Origin of the sequence: Marinomonas sp. NPDC078689 (genome assembly GCF_044542435.1) — a bacterium.
Lineage (GTDB): Bacteria > Pseudomonadota > Gammaproteobacteria > Pseudomonadales > Marinomonadaceae > Marinomonas > Marinomonas arenicola.
On sequence record NZ_JBITUJ010000009.1, the window covers coordinates 52445 to 76770 of the forward strand.

Annotated in this window: 20 protein-coding genes and 1 tRNA gene; 7 read left to right on the forward strand and 14 right to left on the reverse strand. The window is 45.8% G+C overall.

The genetic code is table 11. The annotated features are described in order from the left end of the window. Nucleotides 1–8: 8 nt before the first annotated feature. From ACIGBN_RS14360 to glnK, 3 genes are all read right to left on the reverse strand, one after another. Nucleotides 9–1547, reverse strand: coding sequence for a bifunctional GNAT family N-acetyltransferase/carbon-nitrogen hydrolase family protein (locus tag ACIGBN_RS14360; protein ID WP_133002646.1), 1539 nt, complete (start codon nucleotides 1545–1547; stop codon nucleotides 9–11). Between the two features lie 206 nt (nucleotides 1548–1753). Then, the gene (locus ACIGBN_RS14365) at nucleotides 1754–3019 is read right to left on the reverse strand and encodes an ammonium transporter (protein WP_133002647.1); all 1266 of its coding nucleotides are present in this window, start codon (nucleotides 3017–3019) and stop codon (nucleotides 1754–1756) included. A gap of 39 nt (nucleotides 3020–3058) precedes the next feature. Then, on the reverse strand, nucleotides 3059–3397 hold the full coding sequence (glnK, locus tag ACIGBN_RS14370; protein ID WP_133002648.1) for a P-II family nitrogen regulator: 339 nt from the start codon (nucleotides 3395–3397) through the stop codon (nucleotides 3059–3061). Between the two features lie 492 nt (nucleotides 3398–3889). Here glnK and ACIGBN_RS14375 point away from each other — a divergent pair, with 492 nt between their 5' ends. Continuing rightward, nucleotides 3890–4225 (forward strand): accessory factor UbiK family protein, encoded by a 336-nt coding sequence (locus tag ACIGBN_RS14375; protein WP_396666226.1) that lies wholly within the window; start codon nucleotides 3890–3892, stop codon nucleotides 4223–4225. A 28-nt stretch (nucleotides 4226–4253) separates the two neighbouring features. Here the strand turns inward: ACIGBN_RS14375 and ACIGBN_RS14380 are convergent, their stop codons facing one another. After that, nucleotides 4254–4472 (reverse strand): TIGR02450 family Trp-rich protein, encoded by a 219-nt coding sequence (locus ACIGBN_RS14380; protein WP_396666228.1) that lies wholly within the window; start codon nucleotides 4470–4472, stop codon nucleotides 4254–4256. Between the two features lie 146 nt (nucleotides 4473–4618). On the opposite strand from ACIGBN_RS14380, the gene ACIGBN_RS14385 reads away from it, so the two are divergent. The 4 genes from ACIGBN_RS14385 (at nucleotide 4619) to rep (ending at nucleotide 10371) form a co-directional block, all read left to right on the forward strand. Next, on the forward strand, nucleotides 4619–6133 hold the full coding sequence (locus ACIGBN_RS14385; RefSeq protein ID WP_396666230.1) for a YifB family Mg chelatase-like AAA ATPase: 1515 nt from the start codon (nucleotides 4619–4621) through the stop codon (nucleotides 6131–6133). A gap of 123 nt (nucleotides 6134–6256) precedes the next feature. Continuing rightward, a complete protein-coding gene (locus ACIGBN_RS14390) occupies nucleotides 6257–7039 on the forward strand; it encodes an autotransporter outer membrane beta-barrel domain-containing protein (protein ID WP_396666232.1) in 783 nt (260 codons plus the stop codon). Nucleotides 7040–7228: 189 nt separating this feature from the next. Next, a complete protein-coding gene (locus ACIGBN_RS14395) occupies nucleotides 7229–8155 on the forward strand; it encodes a bile acid:sodium symporter family protein (RefSeq protein ID WP_396666234.1) in 927 nt (308 codons plus the stop codon). A gap of 167 nt (nucleotides 8156–8322) precedes the next feature. Continuing rightward, a complete protein-coding gene (gene rep / locus ACIGBN_RS14400; protein WP_133002653.1) occupies nucleotides 8323–10371 on the forward strand; it encodes a DNA helicase Rep in 2049 nt (682 codons plus the stop codon). 106 nt (nucleotides 10372–10477) lie between these two features. On the opposite strand, the gene ACIGBN_RS14405 is transcribed toward rep, so the two are convergent. Continuing rightward, on the reverse strand, nucleotides 10478–10933 hold the full coding sequence (locus ACIGBN_RS14405) for a c-type cytochrome (RefSeq protein WP_396666236.1): 456 nt from the start codon (nucleotides 10931–10933) through the stop codon (nucleotides 10478–10480). Nucleotides 10934–11205: 272 nt separating this feature from the next. On the opposite strand from ACIGBN_RS14405, the gene ACIGBN_RS14410 reads away from it, so the two are divergent. Next, nucleotides 11206–11282: transfer RNA gene (locus ACIGBN_RS14410), tRNA-Arg, on the forward strand. Between the two features lie 177 nt (nucleotides 11283–11459). Here the strand turns inward: ACIGBN_RS14410 and ACIGBN_RS14415 are convergent. From ACIGBN_RS14415 to manD, 8 genes are all read right to left on the reverse strand, one after another. Next, nucleotides 11460–12149, reverse strand: a complete 690-nt coding sequence (locus tag ACIGBN_RS14415; protein WP_396666330.1) for a LysR substrate-binding domain-containing protein — start codon at nucleotides 12147–12149, stop codon at nucleotides 11460–11462. Nucleotides 12150–12261: 112 nt separating this feature from the next. Continuing rightward, nucleotides 12262–13443, reverse strand: a complete 1182-nt coding sequence (gene uxuA / locus ACIGBN_RS14420) for a mannonate dehydratase (RefSeq protein ID WP_396666238.1) — start codon at nucleotides 13441–13443, stop codon at nucleotides 12262–12264. 11 nt (nucleotides 13444–13454) lie between these two features. Continuing rightward, on the reverse strand, nucleotides 13455–14924 hold the full coding sequence (locus tag ACIGBN_RS14425; RefSeq protein WP_396666240.1) for a mannitol dehydrogenase family protein: 1470 nt from the start codon (nucleotides 14922–14924) through the stop codon (nucleotides 13455–13457). Nucleotides 14925–14949: 25 nt separating this feature from the next. Next, a complete protein-coding gene (locus ACIGBN_RS14430) occupies nucleotides 14950–16224 on the reverse strand; it encodes a TRAP transporter large permease (protein WP_341567522.1) in 1275 nt (424 codons plus the stop codon). Continuing rightward, nucleotides 16224–16769, reverse strand: a complete 546-nt coding sequence (locus ACIGBN_RS14435) for a TRAP transporter small permease (RefSeq protein ID WP_396666243.1) — start codon at nucleotides 16767–16769, stop codon at nucleotides 16224–16226. Before ACIGBN_RS14435 ends, ACIGBN_RS14430 begins: the two co-directional genes overlap by 1 nt. Nucleotides 16770–16834: 65 nt before the next feature. Further along, nucleotides 16835–17791 (reverse strand): TRAP transporter substrate-binding protein, encoded by a 957-nt coding sequence (locus ACIGBN_RS14440; protein WP_396666245.1) that lies wholly within the window; start codon nucleotides 17789–17791, stop codon nucleotides 16835–16837. A 44-nt stretch (nucleotides 17792–17835) separates the two neighbouring features. Further along, nucleotides 17836–18858 carry a Zn-dependent oxidoreductase gene (locus ACIGBN_RS14445; RefSeq protein ID WP_396666247.1) on the reverse strand — a complete coding sequence of 341 codons (1023 nt, stop codon included), beginning with the start codon at nucleotides 18856–18858 and terminating at the stop codon, nucleotides 17836–17838. Nucleotides 18859–18863: 5 nt separating this feature from the next. Continuing rightward, on the reverse strand, nucleotides 18864–20075 hold the full coding sequence (gene manD / locus ACIGBN_RS14450; RefSeq protein ID WP_396666249.1) for a D-mannonate dehydratase ManD: 1212 nt from the start codon (nucleotides 20073–20075) through the stop codon (nucleotides 18864–18866). 209 nt (nucleotides 20076–20284) lie between these two features. Here manD and ACIGBN_RS14455 point away from each other — a divergent pair, with 209 nt between their 5' ends. After that, nucleotides 20285–21013: an FCD domain-containing protein gene (locus ACIGBN_RS14455; protein ID WP_133002679.1), complete on the forward strand. Its 729-nt coding sequence runs from the start codon at nucleotides 20285–20287 to the stop codon at nucleotides 21011–21013. A gap of 81 nt (nucleotides 21014–21094) precedes the next feature. Here ACIGBN_RS14455 and ACIGBN_RS14460 read toward each other — a convergent pair whose 3' ends face one another. Continuing rightward, the gene (locus tag ACIGBN_RS14460) at nucleotides 21095–24154 is read right to left on the reverse strand and encodes a response regulator (protein ID WP_396666252.1); all 3060 of its coding nucleotides are present in this window, start codon (nucleotides 24152–24154) and stop codon (nucleotides 21095–21097) included. Nucleotides 24155–24326 lie beyond the last annotated feature (172 nt).

Sequence of the window (24326 nt, forward strand, 5' to 3'; positions counted from 1 at the left end):
ATAAAGGGTTATTTAGTGATGATTTCGCTGGTCCAATTCACTGAGTACAAATCGGTGCGACGGTCTTTTAGGTTATTCACAGAACCTTCACTACGGGTTTGTTTTAGCTTATCCAAATCCAAGTCTGAGAACATGATCATTTCTGTATTTGGCGTTGTCTCAGCCATAATCGCATCGTGAGGGTAGGAGAAATCGGAAGGCGAAAATACCGCGCTTTGCGCGTATTGAATGTCTAGATTCTCCACTTGCGGCAAGTTGCCACAGCTACCACAGATAACCACATAGCATTCGTTTTCGATGGCGCGTGCTTGGGCGCAATTACGCACTCGCAGATAGCCATTTTTGGTGTCTGTCCAGAAGGGCACAAACAGCATATCCATGTCTTGAGTGGCGAGTAAGCGGCCTAGCTCAGGGAATTCCACATCGTAACAAATCAAGATCCCAACGCGGCCTGCATCGGTATCAAAGACGCGTAATTCATTGCCGCCTTGGATAACCCAGTCACGGCGTTCGTGTGGGGTGATGTGGATTTTCTTCTGTTCTTCAACGGTGCCATCACGACGACATAAAAAGCTTATGTTATACGCTGTTTCGTCTTCCATAATCGGCATTGAGCCGGTGATGATGTTGATGTTGTAACTGACGGCCATTTGCGACATTTCGGTTTTAAAGCGTTCGGTGAAGCTGGCTAAAAAGCGAATGGCTTCTGTCTGGTTGCTTTGATCTGGGCTTAATCCCATGAGTGGCGCGTTGAAGAATTCCGGCAAAATGGCAAAGTCACTTTTGTAATCGGACACCGCATCAACAAAGTATTCCACTTGTTTGAGCAGCTCATCGACACTTTCTACTTCGCGCATTTGCCACTGGATCGCACCGATACGGACTTGGGTTTTGCGCGATTCAATTACCGTGGTTTCCGGCTCGAAAAAGATGTTTTTCCATTCTAGTAAGGTGGCATAACCTTCTGATTTTTCGTCTTCAGGTAGGTAGCTTTTTAGTAGGCGTGTGACTTGGAAATCATTGGACAATTGAAACGACAAAATAGGGTCGTATATTTTGCGCTCACGAACGGCTTCTAGGTATTCCGCTGGTGACAATTCGTCTGAATGCTCGTGGTAACTAGGGATGCGTCCGCCTGCCAAAATAGCGCGTAAGTTATGTTGGCGACACAGTTCTTTACGGGCTTCGTATAAGCGTCGACCAAGGCGATAGCCACGGTACTCAGGGTGAATCAAGACATCCAGACCGTACATGGCGTCGCCATTGCGGTCATTAAGAATGGTTTCTTTTTGGCCGATCAAATCATCGTAAGTATGGGGGTTACTGAAACGCTGATAGCTCACTTGTACCGAGAGGGCAATGCCGACGATTTTTTCGTGGTCTTCTAGGCAAATCTGACCTTCTGGAAAGTCGGTGATCAATTTGTCGATAGTAAACTTAGGCCATGCACCGCCAATGTCATCGTAGACGCCATCCATCAGCTCTTTGACTTGATCGTAATCGCTTTTGGTTAAATTACGGATCTTTAAGTGCATATCTTCAGACATGGTAACTCCTTATTAGTGCTGCAGAGCGTCGTATTTGAGGACGGGGAAATGCGGCCGATTTGAAAGTGTTTGAAAGTGAGAAATAGCTTACCAGAAAAAAGAAAACCCCGCCGTGTGGCGAGGTTTTATTTTAGCAAGAAAATGTGCTTAACAAAGAGTCTGAGTAGCGCGTCTGCGTTGTGCGAGATAGCGCGCTACCAGAATGCTTAGCTTTTGTTGAATTCAGGGTACGCTTCCATACCACATTCAGAAAGGTCAACACCTTCGTATTCTTCTTCTTCGCTAACACGTACACCCATGATGGCTTTGATGATCAACCATACGATTAGGCTGGCAAAGAATACCCAAACAAAGATGGTAAGCGCGCCGGCGATTTGGCCGAAGAAAGAAGCGCCATCGTTAGTTAGAGGAACCGCTAATAGACCCCAAATACCAACCACACCGTGAACGGAAATCGCACCCACTGGATCATCGATTTTCAGTTTGTCTAGGGTCAGGATAGAAACCACAACGATCAGACCACCCACCGCACCAATTAGGGTTGCACCCAATGCAGATGGCGTAGAAGGTTCCGCCGTGATAGCGACAAGGCCTGCCAATGCGCCGTTTAATAGCATGGTCAAATCGGCTTTACCGAATAGGATACGACCAAGTAGCAAGGCAGCAACCGCACCACCAGCCGCCGCAGCGTTGGTATTCAAGAACACCATAGCGACAGAGTTTGCGCTGGCGATATCGCCAAGTTTAAGAACCGAACCACCGTTGAAACCGAACCAACCTAACCAAAGGATGAAGGTACCAAGTGTCGCCAATGGTAAGTTAGCACCAGGGATGGCACGTACTTCACCGTTAGGACCGTATTTACCTTTACGAGCGCCTAGTACTAATACACCTGCAAGTGCAGCAGCTGCGCCGGCCAAGTGAACAATACCGGAACCTGCAAAGTCAGAGAAACCAATGTCGCCAAGGCTGTACATACCGAAGACAGCGTTGCCGCCCCAAGTCCAAGAACCTTCCATTGGGTAGATGAAGCCTGTCATCACGACTGCAAACACAAGGAATGACCAAAGTTTCATACGCTCAGCAACGGCGCCAGATACGATCGACATAGCGGTTGCAACGAACACCACTTGGAAGAAGAAGTCAGAGGCTGTTGAGTAGATAGAACCGCCTTCAAAACCGCCTTCGCGAGCAGCGAAATCTGCTAGAGTAGCCGCAGTATCAACATCTTGAATACCCGTTAGGAACCAAGTGCCGCCATACATGATGGAGTAACCACAAACAAAGTACATGATGCAGGCAATCGCAAACAATGCGACGTTCTTAGTCAGAATTTCTGTTGTATTTTTAGAGCGGACTAGACCCGCTTCTAGCATGGCAAACCCAGCTGCCATCCACATAACTAATGCGCCGCACACCAAGAAGTAAAAGGTATCCATTGCGTATTGTAATTGAAAAATTTGATCTTGCATGTTTCGCCCCCCTAAAGGCTAATAAGATTCGAACGTGTGTTAAACCGCGTCTTCGCCAGTTTCACCGGTACGAATACGAACCGCTTGTTCAAGGTTAACGATAAAGATTTTACCGTCGCCGATTTTGCCGGTATTGGCGGCTCCCGAAATGGCTTCGACCACTTGGTCGGTCATGTCGTCAGCTATGGCAAGTTCAATTTTTACTTTAGGCAGAAAATCCACAACGTATTCTGCACCGCGGTAAAGTTCTGTGTGACCTTTTTGACGTCCGAACCCTTTCACTTCTGTTACGGTAATACCTTGTACACCGATTTCAGAAAGCGCTTCTCGAACATCATCGAGTTTAAATGGCTTGATGATGGCAGTTATAAGCTTCATACCCACAGTCTCCTTTAAAAGTCTGTCTTATTGTCTGTATCGCAGGTATCAAAGCTTATTCAATATGCGTGCCATAACGCCGATGTGCCTATGTTATAAGGGCTTTGCCAGTAAAGTGTTGAAAATGAGGAAGCAAAAAGATTCACCTTCGATCTTTTTTGGTGCATCTAGTTGGGGTGGTGCGCTGTTATTTTGCATTTATTTGGTGCGATTTATTTTCGCGTTGGCATGTTGTCGTGGGGAATTTTGGCTTATCTGTTTGCTCTTGCACTGAAAAGTCTCTGAGAGGAAGCCCGTCACTTGCGGTGACGCGCGCTATATCATGGGGAGAAAAGAGCGATTCTTGGTTTTTACTGCACGAAAACCAAGCATAACGACCAAATGAGTCAGTCTAGTGGCGATATTTAATCGTAACATTGCATGGATTACCCAAGACAGACATAGTGCAGGCTTCTATACTATGGCGTAAATAGCATGACGTAAGAGGGTCACATGATCGATCAATTTATTAAGCAATTGGGCTCAGGGTTAGAGCAAACTGCCGACATACTAGGCAAGTTGCCAAAAGAAGAAATTCAAGCGCAATTACATCAGGTTGCCAAAAATACGCTGACTAAAATGGATTTAGTAACGCGCGATGAGTTCGAGCTGCAAGCTGCGATGTTGGTTAAATATCGTGAGCGCTTAGGGCTTTTAGAAGCGCGCATTGAAGAATTAGAGCAAGCGGCGGCAGAGTCAGTTGCGAAAAAGGCGCCAGCGAAAAAAGCCCCTGCTAAGAAAGCAGCGCCCAAAGACGACATAAGCAAAACAGCGTCGGACGAAAAATAAACACAACCGTGTCTGGCGAGCCTTTATATTAGGGTTGCCAGCCTTGTTTCCAGTGTTCGGGTGAGGTCAGATTACGCCAAGGAATGGTGTACTCTTGACGGCTTAACACCGCCTCAATGGTGCATTCGATGACGGTGTCTTGCTCATCTCTAATGAGCTTGGTGACAATGAAGTGTTTTTCTTTTTGTTTGGGTGAAGTCGATGTCCATTTAGACAGTAGCAATTTGTTGGGGTTAATTTGATGCATATAAATTCCCTTATTAAGCGCTCAGAATGGAAGGTTCGCGCAGACATAATGTATTTCTAAAACTAGAAATAAGACGTGAGTTATTGGTTATACGTCGCCATCGTCGAGCTGGATTGCTCGATGTTATACAAGATCAAGGAGTGATCGTGAGCTTAGCAACTATCTATGGCCGCGCCCGAGTTGGTGTGGCATCACCGTTGGTGACAGTGGAAACCCATATCTCGAATGGCCTTCCTTCCCTCAATATAGTGGGCTTGCCCGAAGCCGCCGTGCGAGAATCAAAAGACCGCGTACGCAGCGCCATCATTAACAGCCGTTTTGAGTTTCCTACCCGCCGTATCACCATTAATTTAGCCCCAGCAGACCTGCCCAAAGAGGGTGGCCGCTATGATTTGGCGATCGCCATCAGTATATTGGCGGCTTCAGGACAGTTAGGCGAAGTGAACTTACGGGCTTTTGAATTTATTGGTGAACTGGCTTTGTCTGGCGATATTCGTGGCGTGCCTGGTTTACTGCCTTCTGTTATTGCTTGTCAGCAAGCGGGTCGACAGCTTATTTTGCCTGAAGACAACCAATCTGAAGCGGCCTTAGTGGACGGGGATTCTGTGTTTGCTTCCCGCTTAACGCAAGTCACCGCACACCTTCTTAAACTCACGCCTTTATCCCCTTGTGCCCACAACCTCAATGAAGCGGACCATTTCGTGGAGCATAGGGACATGCGAGATGTAAAAGGCCAATACCAAGCGCGCCGAGCGTTAGAAGTGGCCGCCGCAGGCGGTCATAATCTGTTATTTATCGGACCAGCAGGCACTGGCAAGACCATGTTGGCGTCTCGGTTGCCGAGCATTATGCCGGCCATGACAGAAGCCGAAGCGCTGGCCGTGGCGTCGGTACAATCGGTGGCGGGGCGCAAAATGGGAACAGATTGGCATTGGTCTGAGCGTCCTTTTCGCTCACCGCACCATTCTTGTTCGGCCGCCGCGCTGGTAGGTGGGGGCTCGATACCCAAACCGGGTGAAGCCTCATTAGCGCATTGCGGCGTACTGTTTTTAGATGAGCTACCCGAATTTGATCGTAAGGTATTGGAAGTATTACGTGAGCCGTTAGAAAACGGTGAGGTGCACATCTCCAGAGCCCGTGGGCAAGTGACATTTCCGGCTCGCTTTCAGCTGGTGGCAGCAATGAATGCAAGCAATGAAGCCTATACGGGTGAGCAGGATTATTACCAATCCAGTGCCAGCCAAAAATACCTAAAGAAACTCTCCGCGCCTTTTTTAGACCGCATTGATTTACACGTAGAAGTGCCGCCTTTGCCCTCTAGTGTGTTGGTAAATGCTCAAGAAGAAGGAGAAGACAGTTACGCTATTCGTCAGCGTGTCGAACTTGCCGTAGCAAGACAAAGGCTACGCCAAGGGATGCAGAATTCACAATTGTCTGGCCGTCAGCTAGAGGCCATTTGCGCGCTGAATGAAGACGATAAACTCTTTATGCAGCAAGCCTTGGAAGCGCTAAAACTCTCCGCTCGGGCTTATCACAGAGTGCTTAAAGTGGCGCTGACGCTTGCCGATCTCAGTGGCTCAAAGGTGACGCGTTCGCATTTAATGGAATCGCTCAGTTATCGTAAAATGGAGAAAACGTTGGCTGGCGCAGCAGCGAATTAACGTAAATATCAGGATAGATAGGATTTTTAGTCAGTCTTGTGTCAGCCTTTGCTTTTGTATATTGGCGGAACACTGGTCGCTTAATAGAATGCAAGATCACTTTTCCTATTTAGAGGTATTGGCATGGTTAGCCCTAAAGTTTTGATTTTAGCGCTGATGGGCGTGAGCTCTGGAGTATTTGCGTTCGGGGTGGAAGGAAATACGTTTCAATTAGGATTGTATGCTTCTTCTATTACCTATAAAGAACCGAGTGTCATGACGGAAGAGGGTTATTTAACCGGAATTTTAGGTCGCTTTTCTGTTCATAGAAATGGTCAGGCTTTGTTGTTTGATATTAATTACTCCAGTGGCGACATGGATTACGACGGCTCGGGAACGATAAATAATATACCGGATAGCATGCTAGAGGTTCGCGGCATGTTGGGTCAGGATTTTTATCTTAGAAGAGGGGCGCGTATTACGCCTTATATTGGTTTGGGGTATCGTAACCTCAACGACGATTCCAGTTATATGACAAGCAGTACGGGAGCGCTCGGTTATGAACGAGATGAGACCTATTGGTATGCTCCGCTTGGCATCGAGGTGTTGGGAAGCCCTATGCATAATGGCTGGAGCATAGGAGGAAGGGTCGAATACGATTACCTTATAAAGGGCATTAACCATACGTATTTGAGCTCTATTCCTGGTTACAGTGATATTACCCTTAAGCAAAATAGCGGTTCTGGTTATAAAGTGAGCGCAGAGTTTTCTCGACCATTGAATGGTTTAGTGGTGTTTAATGTAGAACCGTTTTATGCCTATTGGCATATTGACGAATCTGAGATCACCAGCAGTGATGGTTCTGATTATATTGAGCCTGATAATAATTCACGGGAGTGGGGCGTAGCGCTTTCTGTTGCTTTTTAGTTCTGAATCTTTGTCTTTGTATATTTGATCCCTTTAACCTATCCGGTACAATCCATCTCCTTCAAAAGACAGGCCGTTGTTTTGGCGAAGCCTGTCTTTTGTTTTCTTATAATAATGACATCAAAGTGTTGCTGATTTTGAGCGTTTTAACGTGAGAAACAGACAACACTACTAGCGGAGTAGTGGGTTATGGTTATCCAGTTGTTTCCTTTGTGGGCAGTATTGTTATCCGCGTTGGCATATTTTCAGCCCGCGTTATTTGTGGATCTTAAATCGCAAATCATTCCCTTATTAATCGTGATCATGGTTGCTATGGGACTAACATTGAGTCCAAAAGACTTTAAACAGGTACTGGCAAACCGTAAGGCGGTTATTGTTGGTGTCTTGTTGCAATTCCTTGTGATGCCGATCGCCGCTTTAATTGTCGCCTTTAGCTTTGGTTTTAGCACTGAGCTTACTGTGGGTATGTTGCTTGTGGGCAGCGTGGCGGGTGGTACGTCTTCGAACGTGATGTGTTATTTGGCAAAAGGCGATACTGCCTTGTCGATTTCCATGACCGCGATCTCTACTTTACTGGGTGTGGTATTAACGCCCTTCCTTGTGTCCTTGATGATTGGTCAAAGCGTGGATGTGCCAGCCATGTCCATGTTGATGAGCCTAGTAAAAATCGTCTTGGTGCCTGTGGCAGTGGGTGTGTTGATGAACGTATTGTTCTCTGACTTGGTGCGCAAGGCGGAAGTGATTTTGCCTTATGTTTCCATGTTTGCGATCGTTCTGATCATTGCCATTGTGGTGGCGTTAAGCGCTTCTCGCTTAGCTGAAGTGGGCTTAATTGTGGCGGCCGCGGTGATTATCCATAACGCGATTGGTTTAACTCTAGGTTATTGGGTGACGAGTTTATTAGGCTTTGATAAGCGTGTTTGTCGCACCATTGCGTTTGAAGTCGGTTTGCAGAACTCTGGTTTGGCAGCGGCTTTGGCGATTAAGTTCTTTAGCCCTGTGGCGGCTTTGCCTGGTACTTTATTCAGCGTTTGGCACAATATTTCCGGCTCGTTATTGGCGAGTTACTGGAGCCGACGCCCTGTTGAAGACACAAAGTCAGACGCGGACGCTTAGTGTTTAGTTAACTGACTGATGTGTAAAATAATAAAAAAGGAGTGGTGAAAACCACTCCTTTTTTTGTGCTGGTTTATTTGCATTAAGCGTCACGAAGCTTGTGCGAGCATGGACAGAGTCAGGTACACTAGGCGCTGATTTTTAGAGTGGTAAAACCAGAGTGTGTCATGAGTGAATCCCTGCCTTCCATATCCCAGCGTTTACGTAACCTCAATGAGCGTCAGCTTGATGCCGTGAAGAAAATTGACGGGCCCTTATTGGTGCTGGCTGGGGCAGGCTCAGGAAAAACCAGTGTAATTACCACAAAAATAGCCTATTTGATTCAAACGTGTGGTTTCAAAGCCAATAGTATTATTGCGGTAACCTTTACCAATAAGGCCGCTCGCGAGATGAAAGAGCGGGTTTTGGGCATGTTGTCGAAGCAAGAAAGTCGAGGCTTGAGCATTTCGACATTCCATACCTTAGGGCTAAATATTCTTCGTAAGGAATACCGAAAAGCGGGGCTTAAAGACGGCTTTACCTTGTTTGATTCACAAGACTCTTTGTCCTTGATTAAAGAGATTTTAGACAAGGAATTCAACGAACAAACCGACGCGGCGGCGTTCTGTCAGAACACCATCTCGAACTGGAAAAATGATTTAACCACACCGCAAGAAGCCACCATGAACGCGGACACCGAAGAGTTTCTGTTGGCGTCGCAAGTGTATGTGCAATATCAGCGTTATTTGCGCGCTTACAACGCGGTGGATTTTGATGATTTGATTTTATTGCCAGTGAGTTTGTTGATGGCCGACGAGCCATTGCGTGATAAATGGCAGAAAAAAGTGCGCTACTTGCTGGTGGATGAGTGCCAAGACACCAATGCCAGCCAGTACGAATTGATTCGCTTATTAGCGGGTTATCGTCGTTGCTTTACCTTAGTAGGGGACGATGACCAATCCATCTACGCGTGGCGTGGCGCACGTCCTGAAAACCTAGAACGTTTATCGGTCGATTACCCGAATTTGAAACTGGTTAAGCTTGAGCAAAACTATCGCTCAACGAAAATTATTTTGAAGGCAGCCAACACCCTCATTGCCAATAACCCACACGTCTACGATAAAGCCTTGTGGAGTGATTTGGGAGAAGGTGACCCTATTCGTGTCATGGTAACGCGCAATGAAGACGCGGAAGCTGAGCGAGTCGCCGCAGAAATACAGTCGCGGCATTTGCGACATGATATTCCTTACCGAGACTTTGCGATTTTATACCGCGGGAATCATCAGGCTCGATTGATAGAGATTAAACTTCAGGCCTATCGTATCCCTTATAAAATGAACGGCGGCACTTCCTTTTTCTCTCGCGCTGAGATCAAAGATCTGATGGGCTATTTGCGTTTGCTGGTGAACCCAGCGGACGATAACGCCTTCTTGCGCGTGGTGAATTTACCGCGTCGCGAAATTGGCCCAGCCACACTGGAAAAGGTGGGGCATTTGGCCACCGAACGCAATGTGAGTTTATTTGAAGCCGCAGGGTACAAAGCGTTAGAAGAGACCGTTAGCGGACGGCCGTTAAAAAGTTTGCATGAATTTGAACATTGGATGTCGACCTTGCGTCAGCGCTTAGAAGGCGCCTCTCCGGTGCCCATCATTGAGCAAATGATTTTTGATATGGATTATTACGGCTGGATTCAAGATCAATCCAGCTCGCCAAAAATGGCAGAACGTCGCATTGAAAACGTTCGTTTTTTACTGGAATCTATCCAACGAATGATGGAATCAGCGTGGGAAGAAGACGAAACCGCAGGCTTAGACCAAGCCATTAGTAAGCTCTTGTTGATCGATATGTTAGAACGACAAGAAGAAGAGGAAGACGAAGATAAGGTGCAGCTTTTAACCCTGCATGCCTCGAAAGGTCTGGAATATCCCCATGTGTTTTTGATCGGTTGTGAAGAAGAGCTGTTGCCGCACCGCAACAGCATCGAAAACGACGACATCGAAGAGGAACGTCGTTTAGCGTATGTGGGCATTACGCGAGCTAAGCGCACCTTATGCATTACCTTGGCTGCCAAACGTCGCCAATACGGTGAAGAAATTGATTGTTTGCCGAGCCGCTTCTTAGACGAGCTGCCAGAAGAGGACTTGGTCTGGGAAGGGCGCAGCGATGAGTCCGATACGGTGAAGAAAGAACGTGGACAAGCCTCGTTATCGGCGCTCAAAGCCATGTTGAACTCATAACTGAAAAGGCCAGTTAGGCTGCATCAAAGCGCGTTAGAAAAGACTTTTTGAAGGAACCCCCAAGCGTTGGACTGCCAAGGTTGGGGGTTCTTTTTTATGTGTGCTGTTATTTACTTTTGTCGACCATATACTGAGTCGTTTGAGCGAGCTCTTCATCGCTACAGTCAGCACAAAACCCTTTTGGCGGCATAGCGCCAAGGCCATTAATGGCATGCTTCACCAAGGTATCCATGCCTTTTGCAATATGCGGTTGCCACTCTCTAACATTACCAAGACGAGGCGCACCGGCTGCGCCGCTAGAATGACAAGCAATGCAGTAAGTGTGGTAAATTTTTTCAGGTGCACGACCTGTGTATTCTTTGCTGTCTGAGGTGGCAGCGACCTGGGTAGCTGCCGCTGCTTTTTGGCAGTCTTGCCCTTCTACGCACACTTTACCGACGGGCGTGATACGAGCGGCAATCTCATTGGTATCTTGATTGCTGGCGATCGCGTAATTGGCCAACAAGGCGCTACTGCCAATCAGCAATAAGCGGCGAAAATAGAATGAAGAGAAAAAGGTCACAAGCAGTCCTTACATCATAAAAAAGCGAGCGATAAGTATACCGTTAAACATTCCCTCGTCTGCAACAAAATGTCTGTCCTTAGACCTTGGGTGAGAGCGCTAACGTGGCGGCGGCAGAAGCGATTTCACGGGCTCTTCGCTGAGCAAGCAGCAACCACCAAAAAATAAATGGAGAATATTCCTGCTTTCTTACGTTTAAGACTAGAATCCTCAGTGTTTTCCTTTAGAATATGCAACTCGAAATTCACTTCTAAGAATTTCTACCCTGTAATGCACCCGTAGCTCAGCTGGATAGAGCGTCGCCCTCCGGAGGCGAAGGCCGGAGGTTCGAACCCTCTCGGGTGTACCATTTCAATAATGGCCACTAACTCTGTAATCATCGTATTTACTGACTTTTAGAGAGTTTCTACTTCGAATTTCTTTTGGTCGATACAACATATTTTTTCTTATAGGACAAAATTGTAACATCTCCTAAAAAGCTTTTTATGAGGGCTCTTCGGCTTGTTTTTGATTCTAATTATTTGTTCTATTTGAGTGCATAAGATATTTTTTTAATTTTTCGTTTTGCGCAAATCGAAAACTCTCTTGATAGCTTACTACGAATGTGGTCCGCAGAATAATACATGGTGTAGCGATATTTTAATTGTGGTTTAAAAGGCCGAGTGACGACATTTCGCCCTAACCACATGTTAGCGTTAAAGGGTTCTAAGAGTGCGATACAGAGCCCAGCGGCCACCATCCCATAGCCTGAAAGTGAGCGTTGAGTAGAAAATTGTGAGCGAATTTTAATATTATGTTCTTTCAACAAACTTTTATGGCTGTGCCACTCCATACCATCTTCATCAATCAACTTCAGGAGATTCTCATTATTTAAATCTGTAGGCGTTATCACATCTTTTTTTGCCAAAGGATGGCTTTCTGGTAGAACACATACCCAATCAACATCGATTAATGGTTCTTCAATAAAACCCGAATGGTAGTTAACATGATTCGTAAGAATTAGATCATACTTGGCCTGTCTTAACCCTCTCATTAATTGATCAACGCTGTCTGTTAATAAACTGATGTGAACATCTGGATTTTCGTCGACGAAATGGCGTATTAAAGTCGGAGTTAACTGAGCTGCTAATGCGGGAGTTGAGCCAATTGTAAGGCTTCCATGAGTCGACTGCTTTAAATCTTCTGCAAAGTTTTCTAAATGATGAATGCCATGAATAACCCCTTGGGTTAAAAAATGACCCTAAATGATGATGTTAATACACCATGATTTAGGGTCTTTTTGTGCGCTTAGCGGTGCTTGTTATTCTAAAAGCCTTATTCTAAAGGCATTATTTTAGTACGTATTTTTTCAGGGTAAATTCCACACCACGAATTTCGGCTAAGCCCTTCATTCGGCCAAGGGCAGAATAGCCAGGTTTCGAGTCTCGGCGCAAATCGTCCATGATTTGATGGCCGTGATCTGGGCGCAGTGGAATAGCGCTGCCTTCCCCTGTTTCTTGGCGACGTTTTTCTTCTTTCAATAACACTAAAATCACGTCTGAAATGTCGGCATTGCCTTCCAAATGGGCGGCTTCGTGGAAGCTTCCCCGAGTTTCTTCCCGTTGTGTAGAGCGCAAATGAGTGAAGTAAATGCGGTCAGCAAAGCGGGTAGCCATGGCGCATAAATCATTGTCTTCACGAACACCATAAGAGCCAGTGCAAAAAGTGATGCCATTGGTTTTTGACGGCACTCGATTGATCAACCACTGGATGTCTTCTTTGGTCGAAACGATCCGTGGCAAACCTAAAATAGGGCGTGGTGGATCGTCTGGATGCACCGCAAGAGACACACCACAGGCTTCGGCAACGGGCACAATATGATCTAAGAAGTGAGCGAAGTTTTCTCTCAAGGTGTCTTTGTCTATGTGGTCGTAGGCGGCCAGAGCTGTACGAAAGTTCTCTAATGTGTAGCTTTCTTCTGCGCCGGGCAGGCCTGCCAAAATGGTGCCGATTAATTGCTCTCTGCCAGTGTCATCTAAGGCCGCTAAATGGCTTTTCGCAGCGTTAATTTCAGCTTCGCTGTACTCGGCTTCGGCGCCTTCTCTTTGTAAAATAAACAAATCAAACGCCGCAAATGCCGTTTGATCAAAGCGCAGCGCACGGGAGCCATCGGCCAAGGTGTAGCTCAAATCCGTACGGGTCCAATCCAATACTGGCATAAAGTTATAGCAGACGATGGAAATGCCACATTGAGCTAGGTTACGGATGCTTTGTGCGTAGTTTTCAACGTATTTTTGGTAGTTGCCGGTACGCTGTTTGATGTCTTCATGAACAGGAATGCTTTCTACTACGGACCAGCGCATGCCTGCCGCTTCAATGGTGGCTTTAACTTCTTGAATTCGCTCAATAGGCCAAACCTCACCATTGGGCAAATCATGCAAGGCGGTGACTATGCCGGTTGCGCCAGCTTGTCGAATGTCTTGCAAACTAATCGGATCTTGGGTTCCGAACCAACGCCAAGTATGTTCCATAAAATACGCTCCTAATGGTTATTGTTTGTTGATCGACATGCGCTTTGCATCAAGTCCAAGAGGCTTTCTTTGCGCTGCAAAGCGTCGAATAATGAGGCCAAACGCGTTATCAGCGAGCGGTTGGTCATCATGATGGGTGGGAAAACGTCTTGTTGTGCTAAACACGCCGAGACCAATTCAAACGAGTTGGAATATTGCGCCAATACAAGCGCGAACAACTCGGCTTCTAGGGGATCATTGATCGATGTTTTTTGTTGAGCGGCTTGTTGAATGTAAAATAGCCAGCCTGCAATCCCCAGCTCCGTCGCCGCAGACGAGGCCTGTTTTTGCTGCTGTTCTATTAACCCACTAAGCCAGCGTTGAGGCAGCTTTTGGCTCCCATCCATGGCGATCTGAGAGAGTTGATGCTGCAAACTGTCGTTCTCAAAGCGAGTTAGCAATTGCTGACTGTATGCCATTAACTCTTGTGGTTTGCATGTGGGTAACGTGGGGGCCACTTCCTGTTGCATATAATGCTCAAGAAACGCTCGGACCGTGGTGTTTTCCATGGCGTGAGCAACGGTCTGATAGCCCGCCAGTTGCCCTAAATAGGCCAATAAAGAATGGCTGCCATTGAGCATTCTGAGCTTCATGGTTTCGTAAATGGAGACGTCCTGAACCATTTGCACCCCCGCGCTTTCCCATTGAGGGCGCCCGAGGGGAAAGTTGTCTTCGACCACCCATTGGCAAAAGGCTTCACATTTCACCACAGTGGGGGTGGTAATGCCGGTGTCAGCTTCTATTTTCTGTAGATCGTCTGCAGAAAGCGCAGGAACAATGCGATCGACCATCGAGCTTGGAAAAGCAACTTCTGCTTCTATCCAGGTGGCCAATGACGAGTCTTGTGCGCTGGCCATGCCGAGTACGGCGTTTTTGGTTCTGATGCCGTTGTGGGGCATGTTGTCGCAAGACAAAACGGCGAAGGCTGGTAGGCCTTGCGCACGTCGCTGTTTGAGCGCATTAACGATCAGCCCTAGCGCTGTTTTTGGGTCGTCTGGGTGTTGGATATCATGCAGGACCGCTGGGTTTTCCAGTAGCAAATCTCCGCTTGAAGGTGACAAATAATAGCCTTTCTCTGTCACGGTTAAGGTGACTATCTTGGTGGAGGCGGCGCTCATTTGTGCTAATAATCGCTGGCGCTCTTGCTGATCTTTGGCAAAAAAAGCCTGCTTAATGGCTTTTATTTCACGCACCACTAGATGCTGACTGTCGGTGTACTCGACCACTGGGTAGCTGTAATTAGCCGCTTTGAGTTGCTCAACCAACTGATAGTTAGAACGAATATTCGCACTGGCTATCATCCAATCGCCACCATGTTGAGCGAGTGTCTTTTCTAGGTACACCGCTTGATGAGCGCGGTGAAAAGCCCCCAGACCGATGTGCACCAGACCCACTTGATGCTGGCTTGGGTCGATTGCACTGGGAATCTGTTGAATGTCCATTTTATACCCTCTGCCCACAGGCTGATTAATCTAATAAAGACGGAAGCCACAGTGAAATAGCCGGAATATAAGAAACCAGTAAAAGCACTATGATGTTACAGATTAAGAACGGCCAAATAGCGCGCACAATGCGAGTCATCGGCAGATCACTGATACCTGCAGCGACAAATAGACATACCCCAACCGGTGGTGTGGTTAAACCAATGATGAGATTCAGCACCGCCATAACGCCAAAATGGATTGGGTCCATGCCGATGCCTTCCGCGACTTTTAACAGCGTCGGGAAAAGAATGATCAGCGCGGCGATGGTTTCCATAAAACCGCCGACAATCAAGAGCACAATGTTGATGATCAAGATCACCACAATTGGGTTTTCGCTGATGTCAAAAATTGCGTTGGCGAGCATTTGTGGTATTTGTTCGCTGGTGAGTATCCAGCCAAATAAGTTCGCCATGCCCACTAAGAGTAATAGGCTGGTGGAGCTTAATACCGTGCTAACTAAAAGCTTCGGAAGGTTCTGCCAAGTAAGGCCTTTATAGACAAACATCCCAACGACAAAGGCATACAGGCTTGCCATGATGGAGGCTTCTGTTGGTGTGAAAAGCCCGCCAATGATGCCGTAGAGGATAATAAAGGTCATTAATAAGGCCCAAAAAGCCCCTTTGCCAACCGTATAAATCTCTTTTAATGTGGCACGTTTTTCACGAGGATATTGGCGTTTTACGGCAATAATATACGCCGTTATCATCATAGCTAAACCTAGCATGATGCCTGGTACAACTCCGGCTAAAAACATTTTGCCCACAGAAATACCGCTTAATGATCCGACGATAATCATAGGAACACTAGGTGGAATAATAGGGCCTATTGTCGAAGACGCGGCGGTTACAGCAGCGGCGAAGGGTTTGTCATAGCCACTTTTGGCCATGCCAGGAATCATCACAGCACCAATGCTGGCGGTGTCGGCAACAGCGGTGCCAGAAATACCACCAAAAATCATAGAGCCACCAACGTTAGCAAGTCCTAGCCCACCACGAATATGGCCTAATAGCGCATTACTAAAGCGAATGATGTAATCGGTTATGTTGCCAACATTCATCAGATTGCCAGCGAGAATAAAGCCTGGGATACAGAGTAAAACAAAGGAATCCATCCCGGCATAAAGGCGTTGTGGAACAATGGTTAACGGAATGCCAGCGAGTGTTAAATAGGTGAGTGACGCAACCCCAAGGCAAAAAACAATAGGCACGCCGATGAGAAGAAGGGCGAAGAAAACAGCAAAAAGAATAATGACGTCCATTATGGAGACACTCCTTGGTCATCGCGCTCAAGCAACACAAGCAAGGCACTCATCAGGCTATAAAAAGCGGTTAAGGCGAAGAAAAAACTGACCGATAAAAAAGCCCAATACATAGGAACTTCTAGGGCGGGGGAGGTTTGCCAGCGACCTATTTGAGCGTATTTATAAGCATAAGGCAGGATATAGATAGAAAACCCTCCCGCTAATAGGTGACAAAATACGTGGTAGACCTTAGTCCAGATCACGTTTAAGCCAGATTGAAAGAGTTCTAAGCGAACATGTTGGTTTTTGCTAATGACCAATCCTGAGCCCATGACAATTAGGTAAACAAACAAATAGCGCGACAGTTCTTCAGTCCAAATAGGAGAACTTGGTAGCAAAAAGCGTGAAAATACCTGCAAGATGACGACAGCAACAATGGCCAATAGTGCCAGGACAGACAACAAAGCAAACAAGCGGTCTGTCATGCGCAGTATGAGTTTTATTGCGCGTTCTAATTTGCCCGTGCATTGGGCAATAAACGTGTTTTGAGATGAGTGACTCATCGCCTTTACTCCAGCGGCATCTACCTTTGCCTAACCTAAGGCAAAGGTAGATGAATTAACCTAATTTAGATCTTTTTGAATAGCTCAAGTTGCTCATCGGTTAGCGCTGCTTGAACGGCTTCTTTTGCTTTCGCTTTAAAAGCTTCTAGGTCTGGTGTGACAAACTCCATACCGTGAGACTCCAGTGTTGTTCTTAGCTGGGCTTCATCGCTGGCGAACATCTTATGCTCGTAAGTTTGCATTTGTTTACCCGCATCTAAGACTATTGCTTGCAGATCCGCTGGCATGCTGTTCAATTTGTCTTGTCCGATAACAACATAGATCCAACTGCGTACGTGGCCAGTCAAATTGACGTATTTTTGCACTTCGTAGAAGCTGGCACTGTTGATTAAACTGAGTGGATTCTCTTGTCCATCAATGGTGTTTTGTTGCAACGAGGTAAATACTTCGCTAAAAGCCATCGGGATTGGTTTGGCACCCAGTGCTTGCCATGTTTTAACGAACAGAGGCACGTTAGGAACCCGTAACTTCAGACCATTTAGATCATCGGGTGTCATAATTTTGCGATTAGACGTTAAATGACGAGGGCCACGCTCAAACCAAGCAATCGGCTTCAAACCGGTGCGTTGTGTGATTTGCTCACTGATTTCTTTACCCACTTCGCCATTGACCGCTTTGGTCAGTTGCTCGGAACTGGTAAATGCATAAGGCACGGCCATTAAGGCGGCTTTTGGTGCCCAGTTTTGCAATGATTCGCCGGTGATTGTCATATCGGCAGTGCCTAATTGAATGCTGTTGATTACATCCATTTCTTTACCAAGTTGCTCACTTGGGTAAAGTTTCACTTCGATACGGCCATTGGACTCAGTTTCAGCGACTTCTTTGAATTTCATCGCGGCTTTGTGCCAAATATTCTCTTCATTAGCTGGGTGGCCAAATTTCAATGTAACTTCGGCGGCTTGAGACAATCCTGCTAGTAGAACTGAGGATATTAAAGCGAGTTTGAACATAGGTTTGATCATAAATAACTCCGTTTTTTTATTGTTAGATTTAAGGGGTTTTACTGTTACTCGCTCATCTCTACAAGCACTTTACGAGTGAGTTCTGGGTGGTTCTCCATTAGCTGGATTCCCTCGGATATTTCATTCAACGAGATTCGATGGCTGATCATAGCCAGCGGATCAAGACGACCTGACGCAATCATTTCTAATACTTGTGGAAAGCGGCGGTTGTTCAATCGAGAGCCGACAATCGTCAACTCTTTTTTGATGACTTCTATCTGTGCTAAATCACTGGGTACTGAGTTAAACCCCAGTAAACCAATACGACCTGCAGGGCAGGCAATGCGTAGAATTTCTGGCAGTAACGAAGGGATGCAAGCCGCGTCAGCAATAAGTGGTACGCCTTCTCCTTTCGTCAGTTCTTGAATGCGTTCTTCAACATTGTCGTGACGGCTGTTAATAATGTCGGTTGCTCCGAGTGCTAAAGCATTCTCTAGACGCTCCTCAACAATGTCGGTGACAATGATGCGCTCGATCCCCATAGCTTTAGCGACCTGAACTATGGTCAAGCCAATCACACCTGCGCCATAAACCAATAAGCTGTCACCTGGCAGTGGCCCCATCCTGGTCAGTACATTGGTTGCGATAGAATAGGGTTCAACCAAAGCGGCTTGCTCTAATGTGACGGTATCCGGTAACACCACAACGTTGCTAGCGGGGGCGCTGGTGAATTCCCCAAATCCCCCATTGCGATGCACGCCAAGCACCTGAAGGTTTGCACAGACATTGACGCGGCCGATTCGGCAGGGGTAACACTCTCCACAACTGATGACAGGGTCCACGCAGACTCTATCGCCTGGTTTAAGGTTTTCTACTCCCTCCCCAACTGCGACTATGACGCCAGAGAACTCATGACCTGTAATGCGAGGGAATTGCACAAATGGGTTTTGACCATGAATGATGTGGAGATCTGACCCGCATATGCCGGCAAATGAGGTTTTGATCAAGACTTCTCCCGGTTCGGCTTGGGGGGATTGAACCTCAATCAGAGCATAGTCATTGATGTTTGCTACTTGGAACGCTTTCATTGTTTTCACCAATTCCATAAGGTGCCGTCTTCCAGTCTATTAACGGGAAGGTAAGCAGGTTTATAGGGGTAATTTGCGGCTAATTCTTCGTTGATATCCACGCCATGACCTGGGGCTTCTCCAGGTGTAAAGAAGCCCTCTTTAAATTGGTAGGCATGGGGGAAAACCGCCTCTGTTTCTGGGCTGTGAGGCATGTGCTCTTGAATGCCAAAATTAGGGACCCAAGTATCAAAATGCAAAGCGCTTCCCATGCAAACAGGCGACAAGTCAGTCGCTCCATGGAAACCTGTTTTGACTTGGTAGAGCGCTGCAAAGTCGGCAATTCTACGTACATTCGTAATCCCGCCTGCGTGTGTAATAGGCGCGCGAATATAATCAATTAATTGATTTTGAATGAGTTCTTGGCAGTCATGTAAGCTGTTAAAAACTTCGCCTACCGCCAATGGCGTAGTGGTGTGTTTGCGTATTAATTCAAACGCAGCTTGGTTTTCTGCTGGCGTGCAGTCTTCTAACCAAAATAAGTGATAAGGCTCAACTTCTTTGCCTAATCTGGCCGCTTGAATGGGGGTTAACCTATGGTGTACATCGTGCAAAATATGCAGTTCTTCACCGAACCTTTCACGCACCGCTTTAAATAGAGACGGCACGTGGTTTAAGTATTTTTCAGTCGACCATACATGTTCAGAAGGCAAGCAGGCATCGGCTGGTTCGTAAGGCTTTCCTGCTTCTTTAGCCACACCGTAAGTCGTTGCTATGCCTGGAATGCCGCATTGTACGCGTACCGCTTTGTAGCCTAGTTCAATATGGCGTTCCACTTCAGTTAAGCAACTTTCGATGTCTAAGCCTGTGGCGTGCCCGTAAACCATGACTTTGTCACGGCTTTTTCCGCCGAGTAATTGATAAAGAGGTAGCTCTGCAATTTTTGCTTTGATGTCCCATAGTGCGACATCGACAGCGGCAATTGCCGTCATACTAATAGGACCACGGCGCCAGTAAGCTCCACGGTATAAATACTGCCAAATATCTTCGATTCGATGGGGGTCTTTGCCAATTAAGGTGGGAATGACATGGTCTTGTAAATAGGATACAACGGCTAATTCACGGCCATTGAGAGTCGCATCGCCAATACCATAGACGCCAGAATCTGTTTCTATTTTCAGTGTAACGAGGTTGCGGCCTGGGCAAGTGACTATTACTTTGGCTGATATGATTTTCATGAAATGACACCTAGTTATTATTTTTTTGGCATACCAAATTCAATCTGTTGGCTAAAAGTAGCGTGAAAAAAAGACAAAAACAAGGCCTCAGTTAAAATTGGCATACCAAATTTAGGTTTAAAATGAGTTTTTTGATTAAATAATCGACTTCTATGAGTGCTTCGGTAAAAATGGCATACCAGATTGTTTGATACTTTTAAGAAAATATTATGGCTGAACGACTGTATAGAGAGATTGGGCAAAAGATTAGGCTCGAAATAGAAAAATCCGCGTTACAGGTGGGAGATAAACTGCCGACGGAGCGTGTTTATGCAGAGCTTTTTGGGGTCAGTCGAACCTTGGTTCGAGAAGCCTTCATCATGCTCGAAATCGAAGACTTGATTGAAGTGAGAAAAGGCTCAGGCAGCTACTTAAAAAATACACTTTCTTCACAAACGTCACTGCCAGAGATATCCGATGTAGGGCCGTTTGAAATGCTGCAAGCTCGACAAGTTCTCGAAAGTGCGATTGCAGCGCAAGCGGCGCTGTCTATTACAAAAGCGGACATTCAGAAACTGCAAGAAACTTTGGCGTTGGAAGGGGCTGAACTGAACTCTGTCGAGAAAGCCAATTCGGCAGACAGAGAGTTTCACTTGTTAATCGCAAAAGCGACGCAAAACACCTTGCTGTTAGACACGGCGACTCGATTGTGGGAAATGCGCGACAGTAATCCTATGTGGCACCAGCTGCACGCACGGATCAAAGACTCTTCCTACCATGGTCAGTGGATTGATGATCATAAGGACATTTTGACGCAATTGAAAAAGCGCAGTGAAAGTGGCGCAAGACAAGCCATGTGGCAGCATTTAGAGAATGTAAAACAAACCTTGTTTGCTTTATCAGATACCGAAGCGCCAGATTTTGACGGCTATATATTTGCCCAACCTAATAAAAGTTAAGCAGTCTAGGAAAGGTGCGAATCAGTCGTCTAAGCCTCAGGCCTTAAGAGAAATCGTCAATTAAGGCGCGACGCTGACGCCTTATTGCTTGGTGCGTTTCAATGTTTCAATGTCCTCCATGAGTTCTGTGAGTAGGGGAGTGATTGAAATGTCTTTTTCATTCAATTGCGCTTCAAACTCTGCACAGCTTGCAAACAACGACATGGCACCTATGTTGCCACTGACGCCTTTTAACTTGTGTACGTAGGCTGTTTTTTCCGCATAGGTTAATGTTTCATTGCTGACATTAAGTTCTGCATAGTCGGCTAGGAAAGAGTCTAATACTGTGTAATAGGCATCACTGCCGATCCATTTGAATATAGTGTTTGATAGATCAAAGCGGTCCATTTGATTGAGCTCGTCTAAGCTTATCTCACTTGTTTTGGGGATGACGATTGGGGCGCTATCTACGGATTTCTCTTTGTCTATCACGGTTTGCTCTGGCCAATAGTCGATGATGGCTTGCATCAACTTGTTCATATCTATTGGTTTTGGAACATGGCTATTCATACCCACTTCTTTGGACGTATGAAACTCTTGCTCTGTGACGCCTGCTGATAATGCAATGATAGGGAGTTCGTCTAAGGAGAAGCTATGTCGAATGATCTTGGTGGCTTCTAATCCATCCATCACGGGCATTTGAACGTCCATAAAGACGATATCAAAATCATTGTTGTGCACGCTATCAACCGCTTCTTGGCCATTGTTGGCAAGCACGACATTGATGTTAACGCTTTTAAAAATCTCCGAAATAATACTTTGGTTGGTTAAATTATCTTCCACCAGCAGTATTTTTGGCGCCCCGATGCGAGCAACTCGATCAATAATCTTAGCCTCTAATGTTTTGACTAGGTTGCTACTGTCATCTTCGACAAGCTGAATGTTAGGCACTAATTCTAGGTTTTGCAGCAGCTCTAGAAAGTTAGAGACAGTAACGGGCTTCTTAATAAAATACACTTCGATAGCCGTGTCTTTGTAGGTTCTCGCGTTTTGCTCGTTAGATGACATTAACACCAGCTTGGTTAGGCCGAGCTGCTTAGTAGAAAAACGGTCGATAACAGTTTGCACATCGTCTAGGGAAACAGGGTTCTCGATGTCGAAGATGATGAAATCGAGCGGGTTATCGCTTGTTGAAAGTGACTGAATGGCATTCTCTAGCTCATCTTGAGTGGAGATGGCGGTGGCATTACAGCCCCAATGGCGAAAGAGCTTATTAATAAAGTCTGAGCTTTTGTTTATTTTGTTGATGACCCATACGTTGAGTGCGTAGATGTTGATTTTTTCACGATCGATCACGCTCTCTTCTTTCACCACGTCTAGCTCTAGAGTGAAGCCGAACTCTGACCCTTTACCCAGTTCGCTTTTGATTTCTAAGTCAGATCCCATAGAGCGTAATAGTTCTTTGGAGATCGATAACCCTAAGCCTGTGCCGCCATTCTCTTTTGATACCGTGTTGTCGGCTTGGGTGAATTTTTCACCTAATGTCGCAACCAGAGAGTCGGACATGCCAACGCCTTGGTCTATGACGGCACAAGACAGTGTTAATGTCTTCTTACTGTTCGTGGTGTAGCTCACGGCAAGCGTAATGGGTTTGCCACCACTGAATTTAATGGCATTGCTGAGTAAGTTGTTAATGACTTGTTCAATTCGATATTCATCCCCTAAGCAATAGTAGAAGAATAAGCTAGGTTCCATATCCAGTAATAATTCAGAGCCGTTTAAATTAGCGGAGCCATTGAAGGTTGATATGCTGCGCTCTATGGTAAGGGATGGCCTAAATTCCGATTTGGAAAGAACAGACTTTCCGCTTTCTATTTTGCTCAGGTCTAAAATGTCATTGATGATTCTTCGTAAACCATCGGAAGAATCTTTGATGATTTTCAGGCGTTTGAGTATTTTCTCATCTAGGTCTTCCTTGAGCAGTAACTCTAGCAACCCAGATATTGCGGTCATTGGGGTGCGTATTTCATGACTCATATTGGCGAGGAATTGAGATTTAAACGCTCTGGAGTTTTCAGATATTTTGAGTTGCTTGTTCAGTTCACTGTTTAATCGGATGACTTTTTTATCATACCTGTGAATTAAGATTAAAAGTAAGATCCCAGATATTAATGCAATAAGCCCAATGATGGATGACTCAAGGAGATTGTCTTTAAATAGTCGATCCAAATAGGTTTGTTTGGTTGAAACAAGTAGATAAATGCTCTCTTCTGCTCTTACTTGTGGGGCGTAATCGACGCCACCAAGGGTGTGGTAAGGTAGATTTTTAGCGCCTGATTTGATGGCTTCGAACTCATCTCTCTTCTGGTAGAAACCTTCTAACGTCTGCTTATTTCCATTCAAAACGCCATTGTTGAGTATGTCTAGGAAAGAGGAATCAGAGAACGAGTTAGAATAACGCAAGCTGCCTTGCTCGTTAAATAAATCAACATCGATGCCCGGTGAGCTTAGCTGATTCAGTTTCTGGAAAAGGTCATTTAAATTGAAGTTGATGACGATAATGCCTTGGAACTGATTTTCAGCGTCTTTAATCGGTGTGGCCAGTCTTATCGTTGGCTGATAAGGCGTTACTATGACGTTGTTTTCTATATTCAAATCCAGTTTAGACAAATAGATGTAGCCACTGCTTAACTCCTTCGCTTCGGTGAAGTAGTAGCGCCCGGATTTGTTTTGTAATTGGTCTTTGTCTACGACGCTAATCTCGTCTTTTTTACCCTTTTCCAAGGTTCGATTCATGCGGTAGCGTTCCAGGCCATTTTTATCAATCCATCGTACTTGAGTGACGGACTTATTCATCAAGAATGAATTTCTAAAGATGGTATCAAGGTCGTTATAGGCGCCTTTGGTTGAATCTTTTATTTTAAATATATCCTGCTGAACGCCTTGAAAGGTAACGTGAATGGTGGTGTCTACGCTGTCCCAATAGAATTTATTTAAGATGCTGTCTGCGTTGCTATAAACACGATTCACTTCAGAAACCACATGGGAGTTGGAAAAACTTTCCCTGCGCTCAAAATCCAAATAGACAAGCACAATGGAAACCGCCAGCACGAAAGGCAAAATGAGAATGGCAATGAATCTTGGCTTCAGTATGTTATTCATAATAGGGGTATCAGCCTAAGCAAATGCATGAGCATTTGTATTAGAGGGTTATAAAAATGTGAGAAACGGTATGGTTAATAACGATAGGGATAATGCATCGTCTTCTATATAAAGAGCCGAAGCGTAGCCAATCTCATTCAGATCTCTACTCTATCGTTTAGCGTGAAGGTGA

Coding starts and splice junctions, on each gene's coding strand:
- glnK (WP_133002648.1), bottom strand. CDS start 3,397: ATGAAGCTTATAACTGCCATCATCAAGCCATTTAAACTCGATGATGTT.
- uxuA (WP_396666238.1), bottom strand. CDS start 13,443: ATGGAACATACTTGGCGTTGGTTCGGAACCCAAGATCCGATTAGTTTG.
- ACIGBN_RS14375 (WP_396666226.1), top strand. CDS start 3,890: ATGATCGATCAATTTATTAAGCAATTGGGCTCAGGGTTAGAGCAAACT.
- ACIGBN_RS14390 (WP_396666232.1), top strand. CDS start 6,257: ATGGTTAGCCCTAAAGTTTTGATTTTAGCGCTGATGGGCGTGAGCTCT.
- ACIGBN_RS14455 (WP_133002679.1), top strand. CDS start 20,285: ATGGCTGAACGACTGTATAGAGAGATTGGGCAAAAGATTAGGCTCGAA.
- ACIGBN_RS14380 (WP_396666228.1), bottom strand. CDS start 4,472: ATGCATCAAATTAACCCCAACAAATTGCTACTGTCTAAATGGACATCG.
- ACIGBN_RS14460 (WP_396666252.1), bottom strand. CDS start 24,154: ATGAATAACATACTGAAGCCAAGATTCATTGCCATTCTCATTTTGCCT.
- ACIGBN_RS14435 (WP_396666243.1), bottom strand. CDS start 16,769: ATGAGTCACTCATCTCAAAACACGTTTATTGCCCAATGCACGGGCAAA.
- manD (WP_396666249.1), bottom strand. CDS start 20,075: ATGAAAATCATATCAGCCAAAGTAATAGTCACTTGCCCAGGCCGCAAC.
- ACIGBN_RS14365 (WP_133002647.1), bottom strand. CDS start 3,019: ATGCAAGATCAAATTTTTCAATTACAATACGCAATGGATACCTTTTAC.
- rep (WP_133002653.1), top strand. CDS start 8,323: ATGAGTGAATCCCTGCCTTCCATATCCCAGCGTTTACGTAACCTCAAT.
- ACIGBN_RS14440 (WP_396666245.1), bottom strand. CDS start 17,791: ATGATCAAACCTATGTTCAAACTCGCTTTAATATCCTCAGTTCTACTA.
- ACIGBN_RS14395 (WP_396666234.1), top strand. CDS start 7,229: ATGGTTATCCAGTTGTTTCCTTTGTGGGCAGTATTGTTATCCGCGTTG.
- ACIGBN_RS14430 (WP_341567522.1), bottom strand. CDS start 16,224: ATGGACGTCATTATTCTTTTTGCTGTTTTCTTCGCCCTTCTTCTCATC.
- ACIGBN_RS14445 (WP_396666247.1), bottom strand. CDS start 18,858: ATGAAAGCGTTCCAAGTAGCAAACATCAATGACTATGCTCTGATTGAG.
- ACIGBN_RS14425 (WP_396666240.1), bottom strand. CDS start 14,924: ATGGACATTCAACAGATTCCCAGTGCAATCGACCCAAGCCAGCATCAA.
- ACIGBN_RS14360 (WP_133002646.1), bottom strand. CDS start 1,547: ATGTCTGAAGATATGCACTTAAAGATCCGTAATTTAACCAAAAGCGAT.